This window comes from Blautia stercoris (genome assembly GCF_054657695.1).
Genome location: NZ_BAAHYF010000002.1, coordinates 132,980 through 157,451, shown reverse-complemented (window position 1 = coordinate 157,451; position 24,472 = coordinate 132,980). Strand labels below are relative to the sequence as shown.

General features: G+C 37.0%; 30 protein-coding genes and 1 pseudogene. 1 reads left to right on the top strand and 30 read right to left on the bottom strand.

What is annotated here, in order from left to right; genetic code table 11:
- Window positions 1-12: 12 nt before the first annotated feature.
- From ACYQ2D_RS10520 to ACYQ2D_RS10410, 23 genes and pseudogenes are all read right to left on the bottom strand, one after another.
- Window positions 13-429, bottom strand: coding sequence for a YjdF family protein (locus ACYQ2D_RS10520; RefSeq protein ID WP_117457573.1), 417 nt, complete (start codon window positions 427-429; stop codon window positions 13-15).
- 344 nt (window positions 430-773) lie between these two features.
- Window positions 774-872, bottom strand: coding sequence for a TnpV protein (locus ACYQ2D_RS10515; RefSeq protein WP_443651268.1), 99 nt, complete (start codon window positions 870-872; stop codon window positions 774-776).
- Between the two features lie 1,120 nt (window positions 873-1,992).
- Window positions 1,993-2,718, bottom strand: a complete 726-nt coding sequence (locus ACYQ2D_RS10510) for a putative signal transducing protein (RefSeq protein WP_459785381.1) — start codon at window positions 2,716-2,718, stop codon at window positions 1,993-1,995.
- Window positions 2,719-2,848: 130 nt separating this feature from the next.
- Window positions 2,849-4,462 (bottom strand): recombinase family protein, encoded by a 1,614-nt coding sequence (locus ACYQ2D_RS10505; RefSeq protein ID WP_002303255.1) that lies wholly within the window; start codon window positions 4,460-4,462, stop codon window positions 2,849-2,851.
- Between the two features lie 111 nt (window positions 4,463-4,573).
- The gene (locus ACYQ2D_RS10500) at window positions 4,574-4,783 is read right to left on the bottom strand and encodes a hypothetical protein (protein WP_002303258.1); all 210 of its coding nucleotides are present in this window, start codon (window positions 4,781-4,783) and stop codon (window positions 4,574-4,576) included.
- A gap of 988 nt (window positions 4,784-5,771) precedes the next feature.
- A complete protein-coding gene (locus ACYQ2D_RS10495) occupies window positions 5,772-6,986 on the bottom strand; it encodes an XRE family transcriptional regulator (RefSeq protein ID WP_002303260.1) in 1,215 nt (404 codons plus the stop codon).
- 127 nt (window positions 6,987-7,113) lie between these two features.
- On the bottom strand, window positions 7,114-7,584 hold the full coding sequence (locus tag ACYQ2D_RS10490) for a GyrI-like domain-containing protein (RefSeq protein WP_002303261.1): 471 nt from the start codon (window positions 7,582-7,584) through the stop codon (window positions 7,114-7,116).
- Window positions 7,581-7,823, bottom strand: a complete 243-nt coding sequence (locus tag ACYQ2D_RS10485; protein ID WP_002303262.1) for a DUF3781 domain-containing protein — start codon at window positions 7,821-7,823, stop codon at window positions 7,581-7,583. Before ACYQ2D_RS10485 ends, ACYQ2D_RS10490 begins: the two co-directional genes overlap by 4 nt.
- 545 nt (window positions 7,824-8,368) lie before the next feature.
- Entirely contained in the window at window positions 8,369-8,899 is a 531-nt protein-coding gene (locus tag ACYQ2D_RS10480) for a dihydrofolate reductase family protein (RefSeq protein ID WP_002303421.1), read from the bottom strand.
- Between the two features lie 181 nt (window positions 8,900-9,080).
- Entirely contained in the window at window positions 9,081-9,737 is a 657-nt protein-coding gene (locus ACYQ2D_RS10475) for a hypothetical protein (protein WP_002303420.1), read from the bottom strand.
- A gap of 104 nt (window positions 9,738-9,841) precedes the next feature.
- A pseudogene (gene dfrF / locus ACYQ2D_RS10470) lies at window positions 9,842-10,337 on the bottom strand (trimethoprim-resistant dihydrofolate reductase DfrF).
- 394 nt (window positions 10,338-10,731) lie between these two features.
- Complete coding sequence (locus ACYQ2D_RS10465) at window positions 10,732-10,878, bottom strand: helix-turn-helix domain-containing protein (RefSeq protein WP_330422841.1); 147 nt, start codon at window positions 10,876-10,878, stop codon at window positions 10,732-10,734.
- 150 nt (window positions 10,879-11,028) lie between these two features.
- Window positions 11,029-11,349, bottom strand: a complete 321-nt coding sequence (locus ACYQ2D_RS10460; protein WP_008373564.1) for a DUF3784 domain-containing protein — start codon at window positions 11,347-11,349, stop codon at window positions 11,029-11,031.
- A gap of 41 nt (window positions 11,350-11,390) precedes the next feature.
- Complete coding sequence (locus tag ACYQ2D_RS10455) at window positions 11,391-11,723, bottom strand: DUF3784 domain-containing protein (protein WP_227209619.1); 333 nt, start codon at window positions 11,721-11,723, stop codon at window positions 11,391-11,393.
- A 58-nt stretch (window positions 11,724-11,781) separates the two neighbouring features.
- Window positions 11,782-11,979, bottom strand: coding sequence for a hypothetical protein (locus tag ACYQ2D_RS10450; RefSeq protein WP_459785380.1), 198 nt, complete (start codon window positions 11,977-11,979; stop codon window positions 11,782-11,784).
- A 47-nt stretch (window positions 11,980-12,026) separates the two neighbouring features.
- Window positions 12,027-12,443, bottom strand: coding sequence for a YjdF family protein (locus tag ACYQ2D_RS10445; RefSeq protein WP_349067409.1), 417 nt, complete (start codon window positions 12,441-12,443; stop codon window positions 12,027-12,029).
- Between the two features lie 240 nt (window positions 12,444-12,683).
- Window positions 12,684-13,058: a TnpV protein gene (locus ACYQ2D_RS10440; protein ID WP_118049259.1), complete on the bottom strand. Its 375-nt coding sequence runs from the start codon at window positions 13,056-13,058 to the stop codon at window positions 12,684-12,686.
- Window positions 13,059-13,061: 3 nt separating this feature from the next.
- A complete protein-coding gene (locus ACYQ2D_RS10435) occupies window positions 13,062-14,480 on the bottom strand; it encodes a plasmid recombination protein (protein WP_459785379.1) in 1,419 nt (472 codons plus the stop codon).
- 197 nt (window positions 14,481-14,677) lie between these two features.
- Complete coding sequence (locus ACYQ2D_RS10430; RefSeq protein WP_008373529.1) at window positions 14,678-14,905, bottom strand: DUF5348 domain-containing protein; 228 nt, start codon at window positions 14,903-14,905, stop codon at window positions 14,678-14,680.
- A gap of 150 nt (window positions 14,906-15,055) precedes the next feature.
- The gene (locus tag ACYQ2D_RS10425) at window positions 15,056-15,289 is read right to left on the bottom strand and encodes a complexin-2 (RefSeq protein WP_330412578.1); all 234 of its coding nucleotides are present in this window, start codon (window positions 15,287-15,289) and stop codon (window positions 15,056-15,058) included.
- A 115-nt stretch (window positions 15,290-15,404) separates the two neighbouring features.
- On the bottom strand, window positions 15,405-16,406 hold the full coding sequence (locus ACYQ2D_RS10420; protein ID WP_459785378.1) for an AAA family ATPase: 1,002 nt from the start codon (window positions 16,404-16,406) through the stop codon (window positions 15,405-15,407).
- A complete protein-coding gene (locus ACYQ2D_RS10415; protein ID WP_117598188.1) occupies window positions 16,378-17,595 on the bottom strand; it encodes a site-specific integrase in 1,218 nt (405 codons plus the stop codon). Before ACYQ2D_RS10415 ends, ACYQ2D_RS10420 begins: the two co-directional genes overlap by 29 nt.
- 14 nt (window positions 17,596-17,609) lie before the next feature.
- Window positions 17,610-17,804, bottom strand: a complete 195-nt coding sequence (locus ACYQ2D_RS10410; protein ID WP_008373524.1) for a helix-turn-helix domain-containing protein — start codon at window positions 17,802-17,804, stop codon at window positions 17,610-17,612.
- A gap of 159 nt (window positions 17,805-17,963) precedes the next feature.
- Between ACYQ2D_RS10410 and ACYQ2D_RS10405 the strand changes: the two genes are divergently transcribed.
- Window positions 17,964-18,578 (top strand): helix-turn-helix domain-containing protein, encoded by a 615-nt coding sequence (locus ACYQ2D_RS10405; RefSeq protein WP_242998900.1) that lies wholly within the window; start codon window positions 17,964-17,966, stop codon window positions 18,576-18,578.
- Between the two features lie 851 nt (window positions 18,579-19,429).
- Here ACYQ2D_RS10405 and ACYQ2D_RS10400 read toward each other — a convergent pair.
- The 7 genes from ACYQ2D_RS10400 to ACYQ2D_RS10370 form a co-directional block, all read right to left on the bottom strand.
- Complete coding sequence (locus ACYQ2D_RS10400; protein WP_055281939.1) at window positions 19,430-20,485, bottom strand: helix-turn-helix domain-containing protein; 1,056 nt, start codon at window positions 20,483-20,485, stop codon at window positions 19,430-19,432.
- A gap of 220 nt (window positions 20,486-20,705) precedes the next feature.
- A complete protein-coding gene (locus ACYQ2D_RS10395) occupies window positions 20,706-21,293 on the bottom strand; it encodes a DUF2812 domain-containing protein (protein WP_055056226.1) in 588 nt (195 codons plus the stop codon).
- Complete coding sequence (locus tag ACYQ2D_RS10390; RefSeq protein ID WP_055056227.1) at window positions 21,290-21,613, bottom strand: PadR family transcriptional regulator; 324 nt, start codon at window positions 21,611-21,613, stop codon at window positions 21,290-21,292. Before ACYQ2D_RS10390 ends, ACYQ2D_RS10395 begins: the two co-directional genes overlap by 4 nt.
- Window positions 21,614-21,745: 132 nt before the next feature.
- Window positions 21,746-22,120, bottom strand: a complete 375-nt coding sequence (locus ACYQ2D_RS10385; protein WP_055258600.1) for a TnpV protein — start codon at window positions 22,118-22,120, stop codon at window positions 21,746-21,748.
- A gap of 4 nt (window positions 22,121-22,124) precedes the next feature.
- Entirely contained in the window at window positions 22,125-23,543 is a 1,419-nt protein-coding gene (locus ACYQ2D_RS10380; protein WP_117854834.1) for a plasmid recombination protein, read from the bottom strand.
- 235 nt (window positions 23,544-23,778) lie between these two features.
- Window positions 23,779-24,006: a DUF5348 domain-containing protein gene (locus tag ACYQ2D_RS10375; RefSeq protein WP_055258605.1), complete on the bottom strand. Its 228-nt coding sequence runs from the start codon at window positions 24,004-24,006 to the stop codon at window positions 23,779-23,781.
- Between the two features lie 174 nt (window positions 24,007-24,180).
- Window positions 24,181-24,420 carry a hypothetical protein gene (locus tag ACYQ2D_RS10370; RefSeq protein WP_055258607.1) on the bottom strand — a complete coding sequence of 80 codons (240 nt, stop codon included), beginning with the start codon at window positions 24,418-24,420 and terminating at the stop codon, window positions 24,181-24,183.
- Between the last annotated feature and the right edge of the window lie 52 nt (window positions 24,421-24,472).

The window sequence follows — 24,472 nt, the reverse complement described above, 5'->3', positions numbered from 1 at the left end:
GCCCAAGGAGTTTTAATGCCCCTTATGCTTTTCTCTTTTCTTTCGCTGTTTCAGTTCAAACATTCGCTGTTCTTCCGCCTCTTTTTTCTTTCGGCTTCTCTCTTTACGCTCCTGCTTGTTCTGTTCCTGCTGTAATTTCAATGCCTGTTGAGATTTTGTTCCAATGCCAGTTTCCAGTATCTGTTTTTTTGCTGCACGCTGCATCCGTTTCGTATTTCTTTTTATATTCTTTACAATAGCTTCAACAGCTGGACTGAATTTCAAACCGAAATAGTATTTTTGAATATATTCCTGCACTTCATAATCTTTTGTTTCTACGCCAAATGTTACCTTTGCCACAGATAATTTACCATCTTCAATATGCTCAAATATGCCTACCCAAAATGGTTCTTCAAAATATACCGTCAATCTTCCATTTACTTTGTCCATAATTTCTCCACTCCGTTCCGGTCGGCTCAGAGCAATCGTCCACTGGACGATTTGAGCCCCTCCTAAAATTTATTGAACAAAGAATGGACAACCCGGAGGGGCAGGTTACTTACCCTATTTATATAGGACGGCCGGGCTACCTACCGGCTCTAGCACATCAAAGATGTACGTTGCGTTTTTATCTTTGTTTTGATAATCAAGCCATACGGCACGATTAACTTAATTCGGTAACTTTCGATTCACCTTCACTTTATTTTACCATAGTGCTTTCTAAAGTGCTATTCTAATCTATACAAAAAATGTTAAAAATGTAAAAGAGCGATCTTATCAACCGTCCATCACAATTACACATATACCATGTTTTTCAATACAATTTCTTCTGCACTGGCTTTTATATTATTCATTAATCTGATCCACTTCATCTGATTCTGTTCCTTTAAAATCTGAATATCTTCCCTAGATTCTGCAATTTGTGCTGTTAATTCTTCTTTTTCTGCAGTTAGATACTCTTTCTCCTACTCCAATTCCTGTACTTCCTTTTTCCGTTCTTTTTTCTTGAAGTTATAGACATCCAGATGTTCCTCATGAGTACCTTTCTGTTCCCATTCAATATTCTATCAGCTTAATGATGAAATCAGACCGGAAGTTGTGGAAACAATCCGTCTGAAACTACAATATCATCGTGATCCGAAACGTGCTGAACAGATCAAACAAATCAAAGGCTGGTAAAAAAATCACTCCTGTGAATAGCAAACATTCGCAGGAGTTTTTTTTTTGCACCGTTTTGGCACCGCTGGTCTTATTTTTCAATTTTAAATTTATCTTTACTTAGTCTTATTGATAAATTTCCTTTAATCTCCGCATTGAAAATTCATAGGTGATTTTACTTTCCGCCCAACAGAAAAACCCCGGAAACCTTACGGTTCCGGGGTATCTTACGTTTGGACACAATGTACCTTGCGGTACTCAATATATATTAATCAGTGATTACTCGATGATTGTAGCAACACGTCCTGATCCTACAGTACGTCCACCTTCACGTTTGTGAGGTTTTTAAAATCTCATTATTTTCTGTGATTTTCGTGTCTTTATTGTCCTGTGTTATAGGATTTCTACGCTATATTTCTGTTCTCTTCATTTTTTAGTATCAAAACGGTATCACAGCCAGATTTTCATGAGCTGTCAACTTTCCGGTTGCAGATTCCCACCTTGACTGTTATAATCGAAACATGGGTGCTATCATAACGGTAGGCGGTTAGTCCTTCAGCAGAGGGACTGTGACCCTCTGATTACATAGAAACTCGAAAGAGAATCCACTGGAAAGGAGGGCTAAGCCAATGAGTATTGTGGACTTTATTGCAGTCGTGAGCTTCGGCATCACCTGCTTTTGTGCCGGATACACATTCGGCAAAGATAATAACAAGACACAAAAATAACCGCCCCAGCCTCGCAAACTGAACGGTTATTTTTAATCAATTAAGTATGTGGACTAACCGTCTATCGGTAGCACTCTTTTTCTATAATCATATTAGCACGCATGTATGAAAATGTCAAAAATTTTCTTCATTCTTGGTTATTAATCTCCTTGATCAACTGTACTGTCTTCTCTGCATCATCGATTTTCACAAATATATCCACACCATATATTCCAAATCCTGGTGCCCCATGCATTGCAACATTCGCACCTGCTTCCTGAGAAAAAGCTGCTATTCCATTTTGCTTTAACATTTCTACAAGTTGTTCTGTCTCTACTATATTCTGTGCATTATAAATCTTTGTCCATTCTGTCTTAGATTGGGAAGTTTCTTTTCTCTCCTGAACATTTGGTGAATTCTGATTTCTTTTTCGATTAATAAATGCTAAGGTCCTAAGAATAATAAATGACACAATAGTAATACCTATCAGAAATCCCAATGCCAATCGTGTTATCTGTGTTTCTGTAGCTCCCATTCTAAATAAACATATACCATAGATGACTGTAAAAATTCCTGCACATATTACACTGGTGAGAAAATTTCGCCATATAGCAGCACTTTTGGGCAGACATTTATCCCATATTCCATTATACACCATAATAGCTACATATAGGATTCCTCCTACTAAGACAGTTACTATTTCTCCCAAAACCAAACGAGTATCCACCATTAATAGCATCTGAATAATAATCGCTAACACACCAATCACAAACATTGATGCAAATGCAAGATTTCCAGCCTTTAATGCTTTTTGTTTCACCCATTCTTCATACACCGCAACTTTGTCCAGTGTTTCTTTCATCTCTTTATTCATAGTCTGGCTCCTTTCTCCATCCAGGAGCTCTCTTAGCTCAACATCGTAATATTCAGCAAGTTGAACAAGTATACTGAGATCTGGCATATTTATTCCGGTTTCCCTTAGTTAAAAATATTACTCTTGTTGATTACTCAACTCTTCCAATAAATCGGTAATATATCTCAATTTCCTGTATTCTTTCGTTATCCTCATTCGTTGTTGCTTCATGTATGAGGATTTTTTCTATCATGGCATTTAATAATGGTGCTGTCAGTTCCTTTGGTACGGAATATTCCTTGATTAACTCAATCCACTTTTCAGCACCTATCATATCCTGTTCCATTTTACTTAGTTCTTCTCTTAGGCTTGTTATCTGCTGTTCCAGTTCTATCTGTTCTTTTTGGTACTTGCTGGACAACATCACAAAATTTCGCTCTGTTATCTTCTCACAGGCTCTATCTTCATACATTTTCGCAAATAAACGGTCAATCTCATTTTGTCTGTTCTCGGCTTTCTTCAATGTACTTGCCTTTTTCTTCTTTTCCCGTATTCTCTCTGCATTGCCAGCTTTCTGTATCTTGTTCAATACCTTTTCTTCGTCCTGCTGTACTGCCTTAGCCCAATACTGCAAGCGTTCCAATACGGCTTGATACAGCACATCATAACGAATGTAGTGCATAGAACAATTACCTTTGCCAAACTGCCCGTAGTAACTGCAAGCATAATAACTGTAAGGCGTTTTATTTGTCTTATTCGTTCCAAATCTCATAGACCAACCACAATCCGCACACTTGACAAGCCCTGCAAAAATCGGCGTTGCCTTTTCCTTTGTCTGTCTGCGTCTTGATTTTATCTGCTCCTGCACACGATAGAACACTTCCTTGTCAATAATCGGCTCGTGAGTGTTTTCTACTCGAAACCATTCACTTTCGGGCTTACGCACTTTCTTTTTGCTCTTGAACGATACCGTAGACTGCATATTGTGAACACTGTTTCCGATATAAACCTCACTTTTCAATATCGCCTTGACATGAGCAATCGTCCACTCATAACGCTTACTTTCGGGTTTTCCCTCAAAGATATGTGCAAAAGTACCGTATCTTGTAAAATTTAGCCATGACGCTGTCGGAACTTTTTCTGCTCTTAACTGCTTTGTGATTTTTGCACTTCCGTAACCTTGATAGGCTAGGGAAAAGATTTTTTCAATAATCCATTTTGTTTCATCATCAACCAACAGTTTTCCTTTGATGTCAGGGTGTTTCTTATATCCTAACGGAGCATAAGCACCGTAATGAGCCCCCTCCGCAAACTTTGTCTTAAATGCTGATTTGACTTTACGGCTTGTATCTCTTGCCACCCATTCATTGATGATGTTCTTAAATGGTGCAATCTCACTTTCGCCTTTTTCGCTGTCTACACCGTCATCAATCGCTATGTAGCGGACATTATGACTAGGGAAATACAATTCTGTATATTGTCCTGTCATAATATAATTTCTGCCAAGACGGGAAAGGTCTTTCGTTACAACACAGTTGATTTTTCCTGCCTCTATATCCTCAATCATTCTTTGAAAACTCGGTCTGTCAAAATTTGTTCCCGACCAGCCGTCATCAATATATTCATCAATGACATTCAAATGATGTTCTTTTGCATATAAACGCAACATACTTCTCTGTGTGGTAATGCTGGAACTTTCGCCCTGTAATTCATCATCTCGGCTTAACCTAAGATAAAGTGCAGTATTGTAAATCTGTTGTTTCATTGTCAGTTATCCTCCTTTATAACTAACCCGTGTTTACAATACCTGCTTGCAAGTAAAGTATAACACGGGTACTTTTTGTCATTCAATCTATTTCTTACAACTGCACCGATTTTATGCGATTGTCTGCTTTGCTTTTTCCAGCATGACATCAGTTAGAAGTTCTTCCATTGTTTTGCCCTTTTCGGAAAAATGCTCTTTTACTACAATCTTTGTCTTTCCTCTGTTGCCAATGCCACACTTGCCATTTTTCTTTTGAATTGTTTTTACAGCATTATCAATAACACATACCCCCTTTCTGTAAAATCTTTCTAAGCAATTCAACGGCTTTTGTCATAGCCCACAGGAGTTCCACCTCTGCATAGTTCTTATGTAGCCGTACCCATTGCGTGCGACGCTCTTAATGCTCAAGCTGTGGCTGTACGGGAGTATCATTATCTGACAGTACAGGTCATGGCGATAAAAGAGGACAAATCTTTTACAAGAACACAAATAGGTTTTCGCTCGCTCTTGCAGGGGAAAGGTCGTGGCGTATTTGTTTCAACGGCTAGCTGTCTGTCAAACGTATTGAATAGCTTTATTCAGTTGTCAAAGAACGATTGAAAGAAAAAAATCGTCTTTCCTATATATCGCGTTGGAAAAGAGGAGAAACGTAACCAAAATCCAAAACTTTTTCCATTATTAGTACAAATGGAACGGTTCATTTTGGCAATCAACGGTTGATTTTCTCCTTTTTCACTACTATCTGTACAGCAAACGTCCATTTGCTAAGTTTAAATGGAAAAATTTTAACTTCTTTTCATGCACCATATAGGGATAGAAAATGTCATTTTGCTAAGTTGATGATGAAAAAAGAATATTTTCCTTTTCACACCCTAACTACCCAAACCATACCGTTACTGCCAACAATAGAATGAAATATTTTCTTTGCACCATATAGGGAACGGAAACCTTAAATTGTTAAGTTGAGAACAAAGTATTTTCATCTTTTCACATCAACACTCAACTGCTAATGCCTGTTTGAATACAAAATGATGATGTTTTTCCTCTTTTCACAGAAGACTGTCCACTAATCACGAATTTCCGTCATTTTTTCAAAACTTTTTTCTTCTTTCACTTCATATAGGGACAGCAAGCCCCGATTTAATGACCTATTTTCAAAAAAAGTTTAGATTTCCTTTTCTCGCACCATATCTGTACGCAAGTAGCCATTTTGTTGCAGATTTAATAAAAAATTTATTTTTCTTCTTTCACTTCACATAGGGAATGAAAACAGCTCTTTGCTGACTAAATCTGAAATTTTTCAATTACATTAAAAAATACCGTCATTCTCTTGTGGAACAGCGGTATCTATACGTTCTTCTATGGTTGATTTCTCTAATTGTAATAAATGTTTATGCTTGTCTTTTAGTTCTGCCTGCTCAATCATATCTTTCAGTATCGTTGTACGATTTTCTCTGTCTAATGCCTGTACCATTTTTATGGTTGGTGCGACTTGTCTTTGTAGCCAATGCAACGCTTTTTGTAAAGTGTAAGGCTCTGGCTTTGTGGTTAAGCGTATCGGCTCTCTGTTTTCCCCTACAAACCATGCCCAATCATCATTTGTTATCCATTGACTTTTTGGCTTGTCGTCCTCTCTGTCAACAAAGCGGACATAATGATTGATGATAGAAAAAGCGGTGCGTTCAGCGTCCCGATAGGTCAGTAAATCTACAACCGCATAATAGGCTCGTTCGTTCTTCATGCGTATTTCAAAACGGTTCTTAATCTCCGTATCTTCAATTTCTGTGCCATTCTTGACATACTGCTCATAATTTTTCTGATAAGCACACATATATAATTCGCTACTTGTTGAACCGAGATATAAGGTTTCTCCTGTATTCTTTGGTAAATCGCTACCGCATTTTTCTGTACCGCTGTAATCTTTCTGCATACGGAAGTAGGACATACATTCGCCAGCCTTGTATTTTTCCTTTAACTTTGGAATATCCAATATTCCTGCTTTATCATTGATAGCCAAATCAAGCCGTTTCATCACACCACCAGCCGTCATACAATCCAGCATGAAGTCATACCATGAGCGTTCCTGTGCCAGCAGATAACATTCCATTTGCCGACAGCCTTTGCCTTTCAGTTCCAATAAAACACCTAAATGCTCCTGCATGGAACACATGATATTGATGTCGCCAAGTACATATTTGCTTTCATATCCGTATTTTCCATAATCTTCATAAAGCATGTAATTAGATTTCAGTTGTAATACATCACGGATAATCGCCAATGCGTCCGTAGTAGGAAAGCGGACACGAAAGTAATCAATCAATAAGAATAGTGGTTCTTGCGGATTGAAACGCTCAATCTGTTTTTCTATGATTTCTCTTAATTCGTCATTCAATGGCTGTTTTCCTTTTTCAATGCGGTTGTAATATTCACGGCTGATACCACAGGCAACAGCAAGCCTTGTTTGTGTTACTCCGTATTCCTCACGCTTTTGTCTTAGTTCTTCAATAAAGTTTTTATCATTCATTCTTCAATTCCTCCAATCAAAAAAGGCAACTACCATAATTGATAATTGCCTGTCATTAAAAATCTGTATAGAAAAAGCAGTCAATCCTAAGACTAACTGCTTTGTGTGTATGGATATAAAATTGCTTCTAATCTTGAATAGGTATCCAAATTTCAATAACTGAATTATCACTATTCCAATGAAAACGATAATCGTATTTTTCAAAGTGTAGGATAATATCTTTTATAGGAATATACGATGTACTAGGAATAATTTCTTCATAAATCTTGCCATAAGTTTCATATATTTTATCCATAGCACCAATATGCTCCACAACCAAATATTTATAAGACGGTATTTCTTTATACAGAAAGCCCTCTGGGGTAATGGTTCTTTGGGGAATAGAACAGAAATAATAAAGTTTTCCATTTCTTCTTTCCATAAAAGCATATTTTACCCAATTTCCTGATTGTGAAAGATACGCTTTTTTCAAACTACTGTTAAACTTTCTCCAAAACTGTGTACTAATCTGAATATTCTTTTTTTGATAATTAGTCAGTTCTACTTCCTGCCCAATAACTGCAAATGCGTTTAATTCCTTTATAGAAAAATTTATCATTTTACCTTGTGAGCAGTGATAACGGTATAACTGTACGCATTTACCGTTATAATACAATTATCAATCGTTATATACCAGTTTTTTCCTTTTCTTGTGATTTCCGCATTAGAAAGGCTAATTTTTTCTTTGCACCATTCAATTACATTTTCTACATTCAAAGATAAGTTCTTTTTAATTCTAATAACGCCAAGTTCAGTTGTGTGAAGTCTTCCTAAGTTTTCCAGTAATTCATTTTCCATATTTTGATACCTCATTTTTCAGCAAATTTATTTGTATGTTTTATACCCCAATTATAACATTCTCATATCAGCACTACAATAAAAATAATTAAGCACCAATAATCTTATTGAACATCTCCAACCGTAAATCTTTCACACCATCAGTGATAAACACTGAGCTGACAGCAATTACGACAACTACCATAATTGCCTGCACTTAAATTTCTGCAAAAGAAAACGACAATCAATTTCTTATTTTTTGAAATCAACTGTCTTTCTCATATTTACTATTCAATTTTCATAGTGATATAGGTACAATTTATATCACTACTGTAAAAATGGGGTTTTGCCTTATAAATACAGCGTTTTCCGCTTGTTAGTGTATAGTGTTTCTTGTTTTTTGTGCCCCCCTTGTTAGATAACGGGGGCTTTGAACGGCTCGCAAGCTCGCCGAACCGCCGAAGCGAACCGCCCCCTTGCAAGCATGGCGGAAAAATCTTAAGGATTTTCCCGCCAACGTGGTCGGATCGCTCCGTCGGTTTAACAGCTTTTCTGTTTCTCTCTAGTTATCTACGCATATAAATCAAATCGGTTATTCCGTTATAAGTCTGTGTTTTACAAAGCCTTAACTTTATTTCCCTGTCTATGTTGCCCAAAAGACGAACCCCATTTCCTAACAGAGTAGGAATAACAGAAATGTAATATTTATCAATCATATTTTTGCTTACCAACTGCTGAACAAGATTTGCTCCGCCACAAATCCAAATATCCTTTCCTGCTTCTTGTTTTAGCCGTTCCAATAATAAAACAGGATTTTCACTTGTAAAATGAATTTGTTGGGAAGAATTGCACTCTTTATGTGTTAATACATAAGTTGTAAATTTATTATATACCCATTCTTGCGGAGAAAGTTCAGTAACAACCTGATGAGAAGTATTCCACCCCATTAAGACAGTATCTATATCTTTGGTAAATTCTGTATAAGTGTCGATGTTTTCATTGTCATTTCCATGACCATTTAGCCAAGCTACTCCACCATTACCGTCCGCAATATATCCGTCAAGGCTCATGGCAATAAATAAAACTACTTTTCTCATTTTTTCTCTTTTATAAATACAAACAGGAATTTATTTCTCTTTTTTACTCATAAGGGAACAACTGATTGCTACAAATAAACCCATTAAAATCCATGGAAATGCTGCTCTTATAAAATCACTAACCATACTTTATTCCTCCTTAAATTCCAATTTCCTTAGTTCTACAAACTGAAATTTTTGCCTATGAATGTATCTTGTTCTTTATACGCAAACAGGCTTCTGTGTGCATAATCCAATGTCTTGAAAACGGCATTTGAATTAGTCCACAAATATCTTTATTACACCAATAATCAATCAGCCAAATTGCTTTTTCATTGTCGTTTACTACATTCAACGATTCTAAGTATCCTTTTCTTTCTTTCGGTATTTTTCTTTTCAATTCATCATAAGATAACCGTTCAAGCATTTTCTCAGTGCTTTCCCATACTTCGAAAATATATAAATATAATTCTTCCAGATTAAGCTGTTTTGAAAAGTCTGCAATCTGCTGTTTCATGAGTTCATTTCCTGTTGTAATGATAGGTGAATTGATACGCTCTTGATAATTGCCTGCAAAAAATACTTGTTCATCTTCATTTATCACTGTATGCACAACTATATCTTCAATGCGGAAAATATGCCAAATAGAATAAGCAATCGTCTTACTATGATAACCATCAGCGTTTATGAAGGGGATTGAGTTAAAATCTTCTCTGCATAATTCTTCTTTGAAAGATACTAAGGTTTGTATTAACTGACTTCGTAAAGTAAGTAAAGTATCAATACCCCTCTTATAAGTATCTTTCTTTTTTATTTGTGCCTGCATTGTTTTATTAAGTTCAGACCATTCCTTATTCATATTCAATCCTCTCTCAAATTCTGATTTTATCGCCCCATACAAACTGGAATTTGTCTTACAACAATTTATATATGCATAAAAAGCAATATATTTATGAAAACACCCTAAATCCAAAATTTACTCAATTCATTTTTTCCTTACATAAAATGTTCTCGTATATTTCACTTCCTCACCAAGTGTTTCCCCTATCAAAACTTCAAAATCATTGATATCAAATTCTGGAAAGAATGTATCTCCATCTTCAATATTTAAATCTACTTCTGTGATATACATTTTATCTACTATTTGCAAAGCTTCCTTAAATAGTCCATATCCACCAGATATGTATACATCTCGTCCTTTAGCCAATAATAATGCATCTTCTAATGATTTAACTGAAACTAAATTATCTCCTTGATACTCTGTTGTGGTGGAAACAACAATATTCATTCTATTAGGCAACGGATGACCGATTTCTTCATAAGACTTTCGCCCCATAATAACCACATTACCCGTTGTTAACTCTCTAAATTGCTTTTGTTCTCCCTTTATTTTCCATGGTATATTACCATTCTTGCCTATAACATTATTCTTTGACCTCGCAACAATCAAACCTATCATCTATTTCATCCTCCATAATATGATGTCGTACCTGTGATTCCATCAAGTGCACCACATCTTAACAAACTCAAAATTATCTCGAACTAACCAGCTCGACAAATTCCTTTTTTGTCTTCATCTGCATTATATCATATTGTTATAAGCATTGCCATTTCTTTTCTGCTTTTGAAAAGTTACTTATCAGCCTATGTTTTGTAAAGGGTGATATTCAGCATTTCTCACGCAACAAGCCCTTGACAAACCATAGACTAATAAGTTTTAAGGTAATCAAGCAGAAATGAAATAGTCTGCTGTTTCACGGCAACAAAAAAGAGATACCAACACACTTATGTAGTATCTCTTAGTCTAGTAGCAATATTCTTTTGTTTGCAAGCAGGTAAACATGGGCTGTTTCTTAATATCTTTTTGTTTGGGAAACACCTGTTTCCCATCTGGAAACTGTTCTTGCAGATACTCCAAACTTTTCAGCAAGCTGCTCTTGTGTAAGATTCTTTTCTTTACGACATTGCTTTAAAAAAGCTCCAATCTTTTTTGTGTCCATGTCTCTACCTCTCTTCCACTTACAGCTTACCAATATGTATCAAAATTACCACGACATAAAACGAGAATCCGCTAATTTTCAACCAGACATCGTATGTCTAAAACAAATAAACGGTATTTTCACCCCAAAAGCATTCTATTCCTCTATAAATTAACCTTCTCTTTTATGTCTATCCATAAGTAGCAGAATAAACATAACAAACCATATCACCCATGCAATTAAACAACCGATTCCTATATGCCAAATATCTATAATCATTCCAGCAATAAAAGGAATTGACATAAACATCATTCTCTTCCCATATGCCTTACACATAGCATTTTCATCATATTTTTTTCGTTCTTCTGCTGATTTCATATTATAACCAGACAAGAATTTGGATGCTTGTCCTTTTGACCTATAAAACCATATTCCAAATAAAAGCATAATCACTGCCATTGCAAAGTCAAAAATAATATAAATATAGAACATATAATGCCTTCCTTTCAGTCAATTCCTCAAACCAGAAGTTATTACTTTTTGCATAGTGTGTTTTCTAAAATGATAATTACCACGACATCAATCAAAATAATCCCCAATGCAATATATACAAAAAATGCAGGCAAAATATTTTCAAGCAAGCCCATAATTAATGCAAGAATTGCTATAATAGACATTCCAACTCCCATTGTCCTGCATAACTTCTTTTCATCATATTTTTTCTTTTCTTCTTTTGAAGCTGTATTATATCCAGAAATAAACCAGCTTCCGTGTCCAGAAAGTAAAACTATAGAAAGTACAGCAAATATTACAAAGACAATCCACACTATCCAATCAGAACCTGTTGCTAAATCTGCTAATTTCAATTATAGACCCCTCCCTAAATTCCGTTTTTCTTAATTCTAAAAATCTGAAAGTTGTCTTTTAAGATTTCAATTTCGTTAAATCCTCTAAATACATTTCTGTATAACCACATTCTGGGCAGACTGCAACTCTAACATCATCTATAGTTGTCGCCTTTTGTTTTTCATCTACACGAACAACCATCCCATAGCCACCGCCATTAACTTTAAGTCTTAAATCTAATTTCATACTTGCTCCACACTTTTCATATTTCCTCATTGTTTATACCTCCAAATCCCGAATTTGAGAAAAAGCTCAAAGGACTTTTAATGTCCCTTATGCTTTTCTCTTTTCTTTAGCTGTTTTAGTTCAAACATTCGCTGTTCTTCCGCTTCTTTTTTCTTTCGGCTTCTCTCTTTACGCTCATGCTTGTTCTGTTCCTGTTGTAATTTCAACGCCTGTTGCGATTTTGTGCCAATGCCAGTTTCCAGCATCTGCTTTTTTGCTGAACGCTGCATCCGTTTCGGATTTCTTTTTATATCCTTTACAATAGCTTCAACAGCTGGACTGAATTTCAAACCGAAATAGTATTTTTGAATATATTCCTGCACTTCATAATCTTTTGGTTCTACGCCAAATGTTACCTTTGCCACAGATAATTTACCATCTTCAATATGCTCAAATATGCCTACCCAAAATGGTTCTTCAAAATATACCGTCAATCTTCCATTTACTTTGTCCATAAAAATCCCTCCTAAAATTTATTGAACAAAGAATGGACAACCCGGAGGGGCAGGTTACTTACCCTATTTATATAGGACGGCCGGGCTACCTACCGGCTCTGGCACATCAAAGATGCACGTTGCGTTTTTATCTTTGTTTTGATAACTTTCAATTTACCTTCACTTTATTTTACCATAGTGCTTTCTAAAGTTCTATTCTAATATACAAAAATGTAAAAAAGCGTTCTTATCCCCTCGCAATCACACATATATCATGTTTTTCAATACAATTTCTTCTGCACTAGCTTTTATATTATTCATCAGCCTGACCCACTCCATCTGATCCTGTGCCTTTAATTCTTCAGTTACACCCTGTTTTTCTGTCATCTGTTTCATAAGCGTTTCCACCTGTTCTCTAGCTTCCTGATCAGTCTGATTCAGATGTTCATTCAGCTTTCCAGTCAATAACAAATACTGATACCTTGCTGATCTGTGTTCTTTTAAGAACTGCTTTCGTAACATTCCATATTTTCCATATGTCGGTTCTTCTTCTCTTAAAACCAGATCCGGCAAATAGTAATCTCCATGCAACGTATAGCTCATTCCATTTTTTTCATCATAAATTTGTTTTTTCATAGTCTAAATCTCCAATCCTTTGTATTTTGTTCTATTTTTCTTACGTTGTTGGTTTTCAATCTGACTCTTTTGAGTCGCCCATTTCAACTGTTTCAGAACGCTTCCCTTTGGCATTTGCTCCATTCGCCGTTTTTCTTCCAGTGCCCTTTGTTCTTTAATGTCCTGCTGCACCACATCCTCTACAGTTTCCATTCCCAGAATACGCACCACTCTGTCATATCTGTCCGAAATCTCTTGTAAACGTTGATTATCATTTGATAATTTTCCATTTTCTTTACGCACATCATCTAACTGCGTTTGGATATCATCACATTTCTCCGTAGATTTTTGATATTTGTTTTTCCAGCTTTCTATCGTTTTGTTAAGTTCTACAACCTTTCCAGCTAATGTAGCAATCTGATTCTTCATCTTGATAAACAATGGCTTGATTTTATTTTCTCTGTAAGGTACTGCACGTTCAAATGTTCCTGCCTCCGGTAAAAACGTCTTAATCATTCCATATTCTTTTATTTCTTTACTGGCATTATCCATAATCGGCTGCAGCACATCTCGACGCTCTTCCAGACTTTTTACTTCTTTTTCTGCGTCCTCTGCCCTTTGTTCTGCTTCTTGTTTCTCCCTGTTTGCCTGTTCCTTATCGTCTTTTAAAATCTGGATATCTGCTCTGAATTCCGCAATTTGTGCTGTCAGTTCTTCGTTTTCTGCAGTTAGATACTCTTTCTCCTGCTCCAGCTCCTGTACTTCCTTTTTTCGCTCTTTCTTCTTGAAGTTATAAACATCCAAATGTTCCTCATGAGTACCTTTCTGTTCCCATTCAATGCCATGCTGTTTTGCAATCTCTGCCAGGACCTTTTTTTCATGGTTCATCCACTGGTTCAACTCTGTATCATGCTTATTTCCACCTTGAAATCCAAGACTTTTTAATGCCTGTTTCAACGAAACTCTGGTGTCCATTCCTTTTCCTTTCCAATCAGTCACATAAGGAATAAAATCAATATGTAAATGTGGAGTAGACTCATCCTGATGTAGATAACACCCAAATACCCGTAACGTTGCATTCCGCTTCTGGAAGTCCTTTACATATTCATCCAGTATTTTTACAGCCAGATCTCCTTCTGCTGTTCCGACAGCCATATCTTCTCGATTTCCAATTTGAAAAATTACTTCGTGGAACAACTTCTCTTGTTTTCCCTGCCGAATTTTTTCATAGTAATTTGTAATCTGCCGATCTTTTCTTTTTCCGATGTTGTATCTCCCCACAGCATCATCAAATAACTCTTTATAGACTTCCTTCAGATTTTCATTCTGGTAACAAATATTTAATTGTACTCTGTCCGGTTCTACATTCTCTGCGAAAAACTCTCTCCTGTTATGGGCCAAAGAACCTTTCCCTATCATACCGCTAATTGTTCGTTTTATCATAATGTTTCTCACCTCTTTTCTGAGCAAGTGCCAGATAGCACATAATTTTTATTTACGCCAGTCATGGCGATATTAAGAAATTTTCGCCGGATACGGCGGTTTTGTTACTTTTGTCAAAAGTAACGCAAAAGCACTTTCGACAGCCGTACCGTCCATCAAAAGTACCCTTGCGCCCTGCCGGGGGCTATCCAATCAAATTATTCCGGTATTCTTGCCTGTACATATTCCAGATCTCCGCAATATGATGTTCCCACCAGATACCATTCTCTTGCCGGATTCATCTCCATTCTTGTCCGTACCCACTTATCATCAACCAGCACCTCAAGACCTTCTCCACAGTGAAATCCCGTATCAATCCATAAGTCTGATGCCAACAATCCATATCTGTCATTACTGCTGTTATATCCTAATCTTCCCTGTTTCATTGTATCTTTCTCCCTTCTTCACAACTATCAAATTTACAGTAATCTCACATTCCAGCCATAGTTTTCCGTCTGCACCTTACCAACTTTCTTCTTGTTTACTTCTCACAGGGGCGTGACACGCTCCTGTAAAAAGGTAATCAACACGAACTGTTACCATCGAAAGCTCTCTTGCATTCCTTTTCTGTCCAGATACTCCTGCCGGAACTTTTCCCGTTCTTCTTCTGTTGGTGCAGTTTTGGATTTACTGTATACCTCACGATTTACCATTGCATCCAGCTTTTTCTCCAAACCTTTTCTTATATCATCTGCTTCCTGTTCCTGATCCAGTAAATGATATTTTATAATCTTTCCAAATAACTCCTCTGGAATCATAACGTTTTTCAAGTTCTCACCTTCTTACAATTTATGTAAGGACGCAACACTGCAATGTCTTTACAGATTGCAACCTTGCATTTTAATTCCGCATTTTCTATATACTCTGCAATGTTGCACCCTTAATTTATTCCGGCTTAACTTTATCTAAATCCCAATACCAGGAATTACCGATTCGTCTTGCCTTAATTCCAAGTTCCTTTTTTGCATTTTCCAGTGTTCTTTTAGAAATATTCAAATCTTCTGCCATATCAAAGATTTCTCTGCTTTGTACAGAAGTTGATGTTTCTGCCAGTTCCCTCAGCATCTTTTTTGCCTGTTCCAGTTTATTTACCTTTGGAGCAATTCCACCAAGCACCTCATCTGCTGTGATTTCATAGTCACCTATCCACTCAAATCCGGTTTCTGTCAGGCGAAATGCTTTGGAATGTCCAAATGCAGCCAGATTATTTTTAATCTGAACCACTGCTCTTAAGTCCGGTTCTCCCTCTATTCTTCCTACCAGTAATACGCTTCTGGCTACTGCAAAAAAGTCAATCGAACCCATTCCTCTATATGCAGCTTTATTTCCACCAGCTTTATTCATATGTCCGATTAATAAAATTGCACATTTATACTTTTCTGCCAGCAAGCTCAATCTTTTTGTCATATCCCTTGCTTCATTTGCCCGGTTCATATCCATTGTTCCTCCAAGGTATGCCTGAATCGGATCTAAAATAAGCACTCTCGCACCAGTCCGTTTGATAGCAGTTTCCAGTCTCTCATCTATCATGGAAAGTGATTTTTCTGTTTCATCTATAACCATGATTCTTTCACAGACCGCTTCTGCCAGCTCCAGTCTGGGTTTTACCGTATCTGCCAGCCCATCTTCCGCTGTCTGATAAATAATATTTACTGGTTCTGTTACTTTCATATCGTTATCCAGACCTTCTCCTTTAGACAATCTCGCTGCAATATTTAATATCAGCGTAGTTTTTCCATCGCCCGGATCACCCTGAATGATTGTTAATTTCCCATAAGGGATAAATGGATACCAGAGCCAGTCCACTGTCTGGGACTGGACATCTGACATCTTTATCATTTTCAATTCTGTTTTATTCTCATTTCTCTGTTCCATCAATTCCTCCATTTTCCCAACTGTTCTCGCCAATTCTCTGTTGTTCTCTGGAAGAATCCCTGCTATAATCAACTTGTCTAGGGTTGACATTTGTGGATTCGTCCCCATTTGTCACATTGCTCCGGTTGTTCGTACTTCCGGAGCTTTTTATATTTTCATCATCCAGCATATCTGCCACCACTTTCTGCTGATCTGGATATAAGTGCCCATAAGTATTCAATGTAATGCGAATGTCCGTATGTCCAAACCTTTCTTTAATCATCAATGGTTGCACTCCCTTATTAATCAGAAATGCCGCATGACTGTGACGAATGTCGTGTACTCTTATCTTTTTTACTCCGGTCTTTTGAACCACCTGTTTTAACTTATGCTGTACCGCTTCATGAACCATTGGAAAAATCCGTTCATCTTCGGGCAACTCATACAGTCTGCTAATATAGTCCTGAATCTCTTTTTTCAGAAATTCCGGTATGGAAATCGTACGGTTCGATTCTTCTGTTTTGGGAGATGTAATCACGTCCTCTCCATGCATACGGTAGTAAGTTTTATTGATATGAAGTAGATTCCTTTCAAAATCAATGTCAGCAGGTGTAATGCTGAGTGCTTCGCCTTCTCTCGCTCCTGTCCAGAATAATAATTCAAACAGCACATAATATTTGCTTCCCGGTTCTATTCCGGTCATAAACTGCCGATATTCTTCAATTGTCCAAAACTTCATTTTCTTTTTTGAAGTCTTTCCCATACGTTTTACTTTGTCACAGGGATTATCTGCCAGATTGTAGATATTCTTCGCATGATTGAACAATGCCGTCATCTGATTCTGTATTGTTTTCAGATAATCATCTGAATATCCTTTTTCAATAATCGTATTCTGCCACTGGATAATCTCTGCTGGTGTGATACTGTTCATCGGTCTGTCCTTAAAATACGGTAACAGTTGAGCATTCATCGTATCTCTTTTATTCTTGATACTCCTGTCCTTCAATGACTGAGCCTTGTCTCGGAAGTAAACTTCTACAAACTCTCCCATTGTCATATCCATGTCTGCTTTCGCTGTTCTTTTATACTCCGCTTCAAAATTTAATGCTTCTTTCTTAGTGCGGAATCCTCTTTTTACTTTTCGCTTTTTGGCTCCTGTCCAGTCCTCATAATAAAATGAAACATACCAGGTTCCTCTTTCTTCATCTTTGTATGCTGCCATACTTTCTCACCCCCTTACATTGCAATCTGGGAATATCCATAAAATTTCTTTTCCCAGAATGCCCTCGGTATCTTGCCCGAAACGGTTACATATCCCTGATCTGCAAGCTCTTTGTTCAGTTTGCGAAGCAGTTTGTAAGCATATCCAAGTGAAATCCCCATGCTCTCTGCAACTTCTTCCGCTGTAATCATATAGTTCTGTCTCTGCATATCATTTCCTCCTTATCTATAATTATCATTTTCACTGATACTATATCATTTTAAATAATTATTGTCAATAATTTTTATCTGTATGAATGATATTTTTCTATATTGTTGATTTTTATCATTTGTGATATACTAATCATAGCTTTTAAGGAGGTGGATAATATGCAGGAATCATCTATTTCAGAAAAAATAAAAGAGCTGCGAACTGATCTGAAGATGAATCAAAAAAACTTTTCCGCAGCTATCGGTATACGTCAGTCAACTTTATCCAGTTATGAAAATGGTGTAGTTACTCCCTCCAATGATGTGTTATTGACTATTGCTCAGAAATTTCATGTCTCTTTGGACTGGTTATTTGGATTATCTGAAAATAAAGTACAGATTTCTACTCTCAGCGATATTATTTGGGTTTTATTGCAGATGAATGAATCCAATGAACTCCGGTATGAACTGGATATAAATAATAAACTTCCCGGTGATATAGAAACAGAAACACAGAAATGGTATGCCGGACTTCGCTTTTATGGAAATGATCCGGAACATTCTTTAAACGCAGATATGTGTAATTTTCTTGCTGATCTGCAGGAGAACAGAGAAAGCCTGGAATCTTATTTCACAGGCAAAGATATGTTTGATATGTGGAAAAAGCAGACGTTGGAATACTACACTTCCAAACCTGTCACCCATAAAGAAATTGAAGAACTGGATTTTGAGACACGAATCCGTAAACGAGATGAACTTTTAACACAGAAATTTTCCAATAACGAACAGAAATAGTATCATAACAGTATCACAGGCAGATATGCGAAGGTTTTCATTTTCTTCCCATACCTGCCTGTTTTTAATTTATTCGCTATTCTTTACAGCCTTATTTTAAACTTTTACACAACAGAAAAACCCCGGAAACCTTACGGTTCCGGGGTATCTTACGTTTGGACGCAACGTTATCTTGCGATAACAAATCTATATTCAGATTGTATTACTCGATGATTGTAGCAACACGTCCTGATCCTACAGTACGTCCACCTTCACGATACTTTAATCCCGTTTTACCTCATATTTTTTATGGTTTTCTCTCCAAAATACAGTGAAAAACGGCTGAATTGCACCACCTATTTTGATTTGCCTGATTTCTTGGCACCGTTTTGGCACCGGAGAATACTCAAACCGATTTTCTTCTGTAGATACTAGATACTTCTCTACCAACTTTATATTGCACCGGTAATTTTTAACTGTTATAATCGAAACATGGGTGCTACCATAACGGTAGGCGGTTAGTCCTTCTCCAGAGGGACTGTGACCCTCTGATTACATAGAAACCTGTAAAGGAATCCATTGGAAAGGAGGGCTAAGCCAATGAGTATTATTGACTTCATAGCAGTAGTGAGCTTCGGCTTAACCTGCTTTAGTATCGGATATACATTAGGCAAAGATAATCATAAACCACAAAAATAACCGCCCTGGTCTGGTAAACTAAGCGGTTATCTTTGATGATATTCTAAATAGTAAAACGGACTAACCGTCTATCGGTAGCACTCTTTTTCTATAATCATATTAGCACGCATCTGTGGAAATGTCAAAAATTTTCTTCTTTCTCAACTATATCTATTTCCATACATTTTTACAACCTATTTCAAGTGTTCCTCAAAAATTAATTCGAGTTCCTTATTCCCTCTCAAGAATTCATACTCTTTCTTATTTTCAATTTCCGAATACAATTCACGAACAAAATTTTTTCCAACTCCCGAAAAGGCTTTTCCCTGTGCAGTATCTTCATACCTGTAATACAAAGGGGATTGTGTCATATTCCAAGGCTTCTGTGATTCACTTAATAATTGCTTAATTAACTGAACACATTTTTCTACATCTTTTCGATATCCAGCAATCAGCAGATATGGCACTGTGTTGCCGTAATTCCATAGTCCAAACAACGATATCATGTGATCTGTAATCTCAGCAATTCTCTCTGCTTTATCATGATTTCCTGTTTCTTCTTCCATTTCAATTAACTTATACAAGTAGCTTTGAATATTGACAACTGCCTGTAGCAGTTTCCCTTCCAGGAATAACGCAGCAGTGTCTGTTCCTTCCTGATGTGCTAATACACTTGTTTTCATAATCGTTGCATCAATTACAGTATCAGGAATTTTTTTCAAAAGGGCATTTGCTTCTTCATATTTCTCCATTTGGACATATTTTGTTGCAAGTATAAAAACGCTTGAATTTCTCACTCTTTCATCCTGACTGTCTGCTGTTCGTTCCAGCCACTCAATAATAGCTGTATTATATTCCATTCGTTCTTCGCCATTAAGATCTGACAAAGTCAAAGATCCGTTCAGAACGGTTGCGATCGTATATATTAATAAGTCGCAATGAGGATACTCCTGTATTTTACGAGATGCCATCTCGAAAGCCTCTGTAAAGCTGTCCAATGAAACTTCCGAAAGTTCATTCACAAATTGTCCAATCTCTTTTTCGGTCAATTCTTCACGAAACGAAAACAATTCATTCATATCAATTTTCAATAATCGTGCCAAAGCTGGAAGTAATGAGATATCCGGATATGTATTTCCCTTTTCCCATTTATTTACCGCAGGAGTAGAAACACCCAGATAATTTGCCACCTGTTCTTGTGTTAATCCCTCAGTTTTTCGATAGTTTTTTATCTGCTCACCAATACGCATTGTTCGCACCTCCTGTCCTTATTTCCATTATAGCGTTCCCAATACATGTTTACAATTGAGCCTTTGTTTACTTATTACTTTCTTTTTTTAACTTTCAATTAATTTTCTCTAATATTTATATCATCAGCAACAAACTGCCCACAAATTTAAGAACGGGCTACTAACCCTCAAACGACAGTGCATTACATTGCATCAGCTAAACCAACCTTGTTATCCTGAATCACCACTCCTTCATCTTCGCTTCATGCCTATTTTTCATAATTTGCAACTGGTATATAATGACAGGGATTAGAAAAATCACAGCAACTATGCCTAAAATAACAGACCGATTTACGGTAGCAAATGCCACGAGCATAAGCATTAATAAAAGCCAGGGATTTCGCAAATTACTGTAATAATTTGCCCTATCTTCATAGGACGTATGAAGTTCAAAAGGTTTTCCATCATTTTCTTTTTCTACAATCAGCAATTCCCTGTTAAATGTTGTAGTGTTTGTTGCAATACGACCGCCAATTTCAGCCCACGGACGCCAGCGAACTTTACCAACAGAATAATTAAGATTGATATTTTTATAGAATACGGAATATCCCATTTCTTCCAAGAAATCATGGTAATCTTCAGCATTAGCTTTTGATTTTTGTCCTATAAACTCCACGCAATATTGAACTTGACCTGGCTTACATTTTTCAAATTCATAGAGTAATTTTCCCGTTCGAATAAGGCGATAACCTTTTTCAGCCATCTTATTCAGCCAGTTTTTCTGTACCGTCAATAGCCCGCCAAAAAAACGATAACACTTTTTGCTCATAATGTACCTCCTACAATTCCGCTTGCAATACCTACAAGTTCACGAAGTCTGATAAGTTCTTTTTCAGCTATCTCCTTTCCTTTTACAGTGATAAGATACTCTTTTTTTCTACCTTCACTATCTCCGAAAAGCTCAATCCATCCCTTTTCCTGCATTGAATTTAATGCACCATATAAAGTGCCTGCTCCCAATGAAAGCCGCCCACCTGTTTTTTCTTCAATGAACTGCATGACAGCATATCCGTGTTTAGGTGAATAGAGTGAAAGCAAAATATAGAATGTCACTTCTGTGAGTGCACCACTTTTCACATTATCCCTCATAGCATCCCCTCCTTATTACGGTTACTGTAATAACTATATCAGTAACCGTAATAAAAATCAAGAGATGTGAAATAAATCTTAATAAGCCGGATAGTATTATACTTTTCCTGTTCAGTCCTTTACAACCAATACTTATATATAAAGTATTTCTCTCAACACCATTTCTTCTGCACTGGCTTTTATATTATTCATCAGCCTAACCCACTTCGTCTGGTTCTGTACCTTTAATTCTTCAGTTACACCCTGTTTTTCTGCCATCTGTTCCATAAGCATTTCCACCTGTTCTCTGCTCTCCTGATCAATCTGATTCAGGTGTTCCGTCAGCTTTCCAGTCAACAACAAATATTGATATTTTGCTAATCTGTGTTCCTTCAGAAACTGTTTTCGCAGCATTCCATATTTCCCATATATCGGTTTTTCTTCATTCAATACCAAATTCGGCAAATAATAATCTCCATGCAAAGTATAGCTTAATCCGTTCTTTTCATCATAAATGTGTGTTTCCATAATCTTATCTCTCCATTTCTCTGTTTTTTGATTTAGTTTTCTTACGCTGCTGATTCTCCATCTCGCTTTTTTTCATTCCCCATGCCAATCTTTCATGAATATTTCCCTTCGGCATTTGCTCCATCCGTCGCTTTTCTTCCAGGACTTTCTCGTTTTGAATATCCTGCTGTACTGCTGTATCTACAGTTTCTATTCCAAGAACACGCACAACACGATCATACCTATCAGAAACACCTTGCAATATATCTTTTTCTTCTGACAATTTCTGATTGTCTTTACGTATATCATCCAGTTCTCTCTGAATAGCATTATATTTCTGTTTCACCTTTTGATATTTTTTCTTCCACCCTTCCACCTCTTTCGTGAGTTCTTTAACCTGAGCCGCCATTACAGCAACCTTATTCTTTATTTGAAGAAACAGTGGTTTAATTTTTTTGTCTCGATAGGTTACTGCCCGTTCTAGCGTGCCCGCCTCCGGCAGTAACATTTTAACTGTTCCATATTCTTTGATTTCTTTGCTCACACTATCCATAATCGGTTGTAGCTGTTCTCTGCGATCTTCCAGGCTTTTTAGTTCTTTTTCTGCGCTCCCTGCCTTTTGTTCTGCTTCTTGCTTCGCCTTGATTGCCTGTTCCTTATCGTCTTTTAAATTCTGGATATCTGCTCTGGATTCTGCAATTTGTGCTGTTAATTCTTCTTTTTCAGCAGTTAGATGCTCTTTTTCCTGCTCCAATTCCTGTACTTCCTTTTTCCGTTCTTTTTTCTTGAAGTTATAGACATCCAGATGTTCCTCATGAGTACCTTTCTGTTCCCATTCAATTCCATACTGCCTTGCAATCTCTGCCAGTACTTCTTTTTCATGATTTATCCACTGATTCAGCTCCGTATCATGCTTATTTCCACCTTGAAATCCAAGACCTTTTAATGCCTGTTTCAGCGAAACTCTGGTATCCATTCCTTTTCCTTTCCAGCCCGTCACATAAGGAATAAAGTCAATATGAAGATGTGGAGTAGCCTCATCCTGATGCAAATAGCAACTAAATACCCGAAGTGTCGGATTCCGTTTCTGGAAATCTTTTACATACTCATCCAGTACGTTTACAGCCAGATTTCCTGCTTCTGTTCCAACAGCCATATCTTCTCGGTTTCCAATCTGGAAAATCACTTCATGGAACAACTTTTCCTGTTTTCCCTGCCGGATTTTTTCATAGTAATTTGTAATCTTCCGGTCTTTTCTTTTCCCGGTATTGTATCTCTCCACAGCATCATCAAATAACTCTTTGTAAACTTCTTTCAGATTTTCATTCTGGTAACAAATATTTAATTGTACTCTGTCTGGGTCTACATTCTCTGCGAAAAACTCTCTCCTGTTATGAGCCAGAGAACCTTTCCCAATCATACCGCTAATTGTTCGTTTTATCATAATGTTTCTCACCTCTTTTCTAATCAAGTGCTAGATATGGCACATAATTTTTATTCACGCCAGTAATAGCGATATTAAGAAACTTTCGCCGGATACGGCGGTTTTGTTACTTTTGTCAAAAGTAACGCAAAAGCACTTTCGACAGCCGTACCGTCCATCAAAAGTACCCTTGCGCCCTGCCGGGGGCTATTCCTCCCGTTGGTCGGTTCACTCCTGCGTTACTTGTATGGCTGAATTATCCCGGTATCCTTGCCCGGATATATTCCAGATCACCACAATACGGTGTTCCTACAAGATACCATTCTCTTGCAGGATTCATTTCCATTCTAGTCTGAACCCATTCATCATCAAGCAACACTTCCAGGCATTCTCCACAGTGAAATCCTGTATCAATCCATAGATCTGATGATAATAATCCATATCTTTTGTTATAACTGTTATATCCTAATCTTCCTTCTCGCATTATGCCATTCTCCTTTCATTTAGCGTTTCCGCAGGGACGCCCTGAATCAGGGCTCCCTTTTGAAAATTCTCTTCTCCACCAACAAACTCCCGGCTACATCTTACCAGCTTTCTACTTGTCTGCTATCTACAGGTGCGTGACACGCTCCTGTAATAAAGTAGTCAGAAAGAACCTTTACCATCGAAAGTTCTCCGGTATTCCCCGTCTGTCCAGATATTCCTGCCGGAACTTTTCCCTTTCTTCTTCCGTTGGTGCTGTTTTGGATTTGCTATACACTTCACGATTCACCATTGCATCCAGTTTTTTCTCCAATCCCAACCGGATTATTTCTTCGCCATCGTAGTTATCCATCAAAAAATATTGCAGGAGTTGAAAAAATAACTCGTATGGAATCTGTACATTTTTATTTTGCATCTGTTCTCCTTTCAAGGTGGCAAGATTCCCTCTTCTTAAGAAATGGTAATCT

Coding starts and splice junctions, on each gene's coding strand:
- ACYQ2D_RS10520 (WP_117457573.1), bottom strand. CDS start 429: ATGGACAAAGTAAATGGAAGATTGACGGTATATTTTGAAGAACCATTT.
- ACYQ2D_RS10510 (WP_459785381.1), bottom strand. CDS start 2,718: ATGAATAAAGAGATGAAAGAAACACTGGACAAAGTTGCGGTGTATGAA.
- ACYQ2D_RS10505 (WP_002303255.1), bottom strand. CDS start 4,462: ATGAAACAACAGATTTACAATACTGCACTTTATCTTAGGTTAAGCCGA.
- ACYQ2D_RS10495 (WP_002303260.1), bottom strand. CDS start 6,986: ATGAATGATAAAAACTTTATTGAAGAACTAAGACAAAAGCGTGAGGAA.
- ACYQ2D_RS10490 (WP_002303261.1), bottom strand. CDS start 7,584: ATGATAAATTTTTCTATAAAGGAATTAAACGCATTTGCAGTTATTGGG.
- ACYQ2D_RS10485 (WP_002303262.1), bottom strand. CDS start 7,823: ATGGAAAATGAATTACTGGAAAACTTAGGAAGACTTCACACAACTGAA.
- ACYQ2D_RS10480 (WP_002303421.1), bottom strand. CDS start 8,899: ATGAGAAAAGTAGTTTTATTTATTGCCATGAGCCTTGACGGATATATT.
- ACYQ2D_RS10475 (WP_002303420.1), bottom strand. CDS start 9,737: ATGAATAAGGAATGGTCTGAACTTAATAAAACAATGCAGGCACAAATA.
- ACYQ2D_RS10465 (WP_330422841.1), bottom strand. CDS start 10,878: ATGGACACAAAAAAGATTGGAGCTTTTTTAAAGCAATGTCGTAAAGAA.
- ACYQ2D_RS10460 (WP_008373564.1), bottom strand. CDS start 11,349: ATGTTCTATATTTATATTATTTTTGACTTTGCAATGGCAGTGATTATG.
- ACYQ2D_RS10450 (WP_459785380.1), bottom strand. CDS start 11,979: ATGAGGAAATATGAAAAGTGTGGAGCAAGTATGAAATTAGATTTAAGA.
- ACYQ2D_RS10445 (WP_349067409.1), bottom strand. CDS start 12,443: ATGGACAAAGTAAATGGAAGATTGACGGTATATTTTGAAGAACCATTT.
- ACYQ2D_RS10440 (WP_118049259.1), bottom strand. CDS start 13,058: ATGAAAAAACAAATTTATGATGAAAAAAATGGAATGAGCTATACGTTG.
- ACYQ2D_RS10435 (WP_459785379.1), bottom strand. CDS start 14,480: ATGATAAAACGAACAATTAGCGGTATGATAGGGAAAGGTTCTTTGGCC.
- ACYQ2D_RS10430 (WP_008373529.1), bottom strand. CDS start 14,905: ATGAAACAGGGAAGATTAGGATATAACAGCAGTAATGACAGATATGGA.
- ACYQ2D_RS10420 (WP_459785378.1), bottom strand. CDS start 16,406: ATGGAGGAATTGATGGAACAGAGAAATGAGAATAAAACAGAATTGAAA.
- ACYQ2D_RS10415 (WP_117598188.1), bottom strand. CDS start 17,595: ATGGCAGCATACAAAGATGAAGAAAGAGGAACCTGGTATGTTTCATTT.
- ACYQ2D_RS10410 (WP_008373524.1), bottom strand. CDS start 17,804: ATGCAGAGACAGAACTATATGATTACAGCGGAAGAAGTTGCAGAGAGC.
- ACYQ2D_RS10405 (WP_242998900.1), top strand. CDS start 17,964: ATGCAGGAATCATCTATTTCAGAAAAAATAAAAGAGCTGCGAACTGAT.
- ACYQ2D_RS10400 (WP_055281939.1), bottom strand. CDS start 20,485: ATGCGTATTGGTGAGCAGATAAAAAACTATCGAAAAACTGAGGGATTA.
- ACYQ2D_RS10395 (WP_055056226.1), bottom strand. CDS start 21,293: ATGAGCAAAAAGTGTTATCGTTTTTTTGGCGGGCTATTGACGGTACAG.
- ACYQ2D_RS10390 (WP_055056227.1), bottom strand. CDS start 21,613: ATGAGGGATAATGTGAAAAGTGGTGCACTCACAGAAGTGACATTCTAT.
- ACYQ2D_RS10385 (WP_055258600.1), bottom strand. CDS start 22,120: ATGGAAACACACATTTATGATGAAAAGAACGGATTAAGCTATACTTTG.
- ACYQ2D_RS10380 (WP_117854834.1), bottom strand. CDS start 23,543: ATGATAAAACGAACAATTAGCGGTATGATTGGGAAAGGTTCTCTGGCT.
- ACYQ2D_RS10375 (WP_055258605.1), bottom strand. CDS start 24,006: ATGCGAGAAGGAAGATTAGGATATAACAGTTATAACAAAAGATATGGA.
- ACYQ2D_RS10370 (WP_055258607.1), bottom strand. CDS start 24,420: ATGCAAAATAAAAATGTACAGATTCCATACGAGTTATTTTTTCAACTC.